This window comes from Nostoc sp. 'Peltigera membranacea cyanobiont' 213 (genome assembly GCF_002245975.1).
Classification (GTDB): domain Bacteria; phylum Cyanobacteriota; class Cyanobacteriia; order Cyanobacteriales; family Nostocaceae; genus Nostoc.
Map to the genome: position 1 here is coordinate 1 of NZ_NOLI01000340.1, position 1,783 is coordinate 1,783.

At 39.4% G+C, this 1,783-nt stretch carries 2 protein-coding genes; one reads left to right on the forward strand and one right to left on the reverse strand.

Annotated elements, in window-relative coordinates:
* Positions 1-35: 35 nt before the first annotated feature.
* Positions 36-1,295 carry an RNA-guided endonuclease InsQ/TnpB family protein gene (locus CDG77_RS34745; protein ID WP_223270167.1) on the reverse strand — a complete coding sequence of 420 codons (1,260 nt, stop codon included), beginning with the start codon at positions 1,293-1,295 and terminating at the stop codon, positions 36-38.
* Positions 1,296-1,346: 51 nt separating this feature from the next.
* On the opposite strand from CDG77_RS34745, the gene tnpA reads away from it, so the two are divergent.
* The gene (gene tnpA, locus CDG77_RS34750; protein ID WP_094333638.1) at positions 1,347-1,769 is read left to right on the forward strand and encodes an IS200/IS605 family transposase; all 423 of its coding nucleotides are present in this window, start codon (positions 1,347-1,349) and stop codon (positions 1,767-1,769) included.
* Positions 1,770-1,783 lie beyond the last annotated feature (14 nt).

Here is a 1,783-nt window from a genome sequence, read left to right on the forward strand (position 1 = left end):
TTGATACTCCCCACCGCGTAGGCGGATGGGGATTCTTAAGCAATCCAGAAACGGATTCTCAAAGGTGCTATCAATGCACCCCTACTGATTCCACTTAGGTCTAGCCCAAGCTTCACCGCTACTTTTCTTAGAATGTTAGATGCCCCATTAGCATCAGCATTTATTTTTGTACCATTCGCCGAACGGTACAAACCACGCTTAACTCGCTTACCAGACTCTTGCCACCCTTCAGGTTTTGCGCCGAATGTAGGTAGCAAATCAGAATCTAAAAAGCTCGCCTTACTTGTGTAACTTTCTTCAGTTTCTTCAAATCTTAATCCATACTGTTGGCAGAGTTGAGCAATTCTATCTTTCAATCTAGCAGTAGGAATTTGAACAAACTTTTGATTGGTCTTGCTGCCAAGATTTATATTTTGGCGCTGACCTTCATTCCACCCAAAAACGATTGTTCCTATTTTGTTTTCAAGGCAGTGATTTAATATCAGTCGAGCCGCCTTATTGACAGCATCTCTAACTTGTCTATTTCGTTTTTCCGTAATGAGAGCTAATTGCTTAGACCAAAAACCTTGTGGTTGATTCTCTTTAAGGACAGATACTCGTTTGTTATACCACTGATTCAAACTCTTGAGATGCAATCCATCGACTATCAAAGATGTACCAACATTGCTTACACAGGTTAACCAGTTATTGAGTCCTGGGTCTATGCCAATGACTTTGTTAAAATCTACATCAGATTGAATGGTGGAAAGTTTGTAAACAAGCTCCAAATAGAATTCACCATTTCTAGGGAGAATTCGATACTCTCTAATTTGTTTGCGATCGAGATTCGAGGGCATAGGCAAGTAAAATTCGGCTATTCCAAACCATGTCTTTACTTTGGTACCCAACGGGAAACGTAAGCCAAGTGGAGTCAGTTTTATGGCTTGAGCCGGATAGGTTACTAAGCTTAATCCGCCATCTCGATATCCTGGAAGCTTAGGTTTTTGCGTTACAGTCCCGTTTTTTATCCCTTTGAGTAGTCCCACAAATGATTTGAATGACTCTGCTACACTCATTAAGCATTGTTGTGCTGCTTGAGAGTACATTGCGGCAAAATGAATATTGTTAGATAGCTGATTATTTAAATCAAATTTGCTAGGGATTAGACCAGTTTTAAAGTAAAGTTGGCGGGCATAGTACGTTCCGCAATTAGAGAGTTTTGTTGCTTCATTACACAAAAACTCTAAGATTACTTTTAGATCGTTATCAGGATTTAATAGTATTTGTTGGCAACCATATAGCATCAGTCGAATCATGTACTTGTGTTACTCTCAGTACTATACCATAGATTCTAGGGTTGACTCGAAGTGACTAGGAAGAGTTTAAGGAAAGGAGCGCACGTAGTTTTTGATATTCATCTACACATGGTTTTTGTAACTAAGTTTCGTAGGTTAGTTTTTACAAAAGCCATGCTTGCAGACATGGAGCCTATTTTTGTGCGGGTATTGACTGCTAATCAGTGCATCCTTGAGGAATTTAATGGAGAGCCTGACCACGTACATTTGCTTGTCAGCCTACATCCAGATAACAATATTTCTGATTTAATGGCTTCACTTAAATCAGCTTCTAGCAGGATTTTGAGACAACAATACAAATCAGAAATAGGTAAGTTTTACTGGGGTGAAAAAGTTAAACTATGGCATGACTCTAAATGTGTAGTTTCATGTGGTGGAGCGCCATTGGAAATAGTCAAAGATTACATTAAAGAGCAGTCAGGCGGAAAAGAATGATTGTCTACTGCGCT

What these genes read in the sequence shown, in the direction of transcription:
- CDG77_RS34745 (WP_223270167.1), bottom strand. Translation starts at nt 1,295, where the DNA reads ATGATTCGACTGATGCTATATGGTTGCCAACAAATACTATTAAATCCT.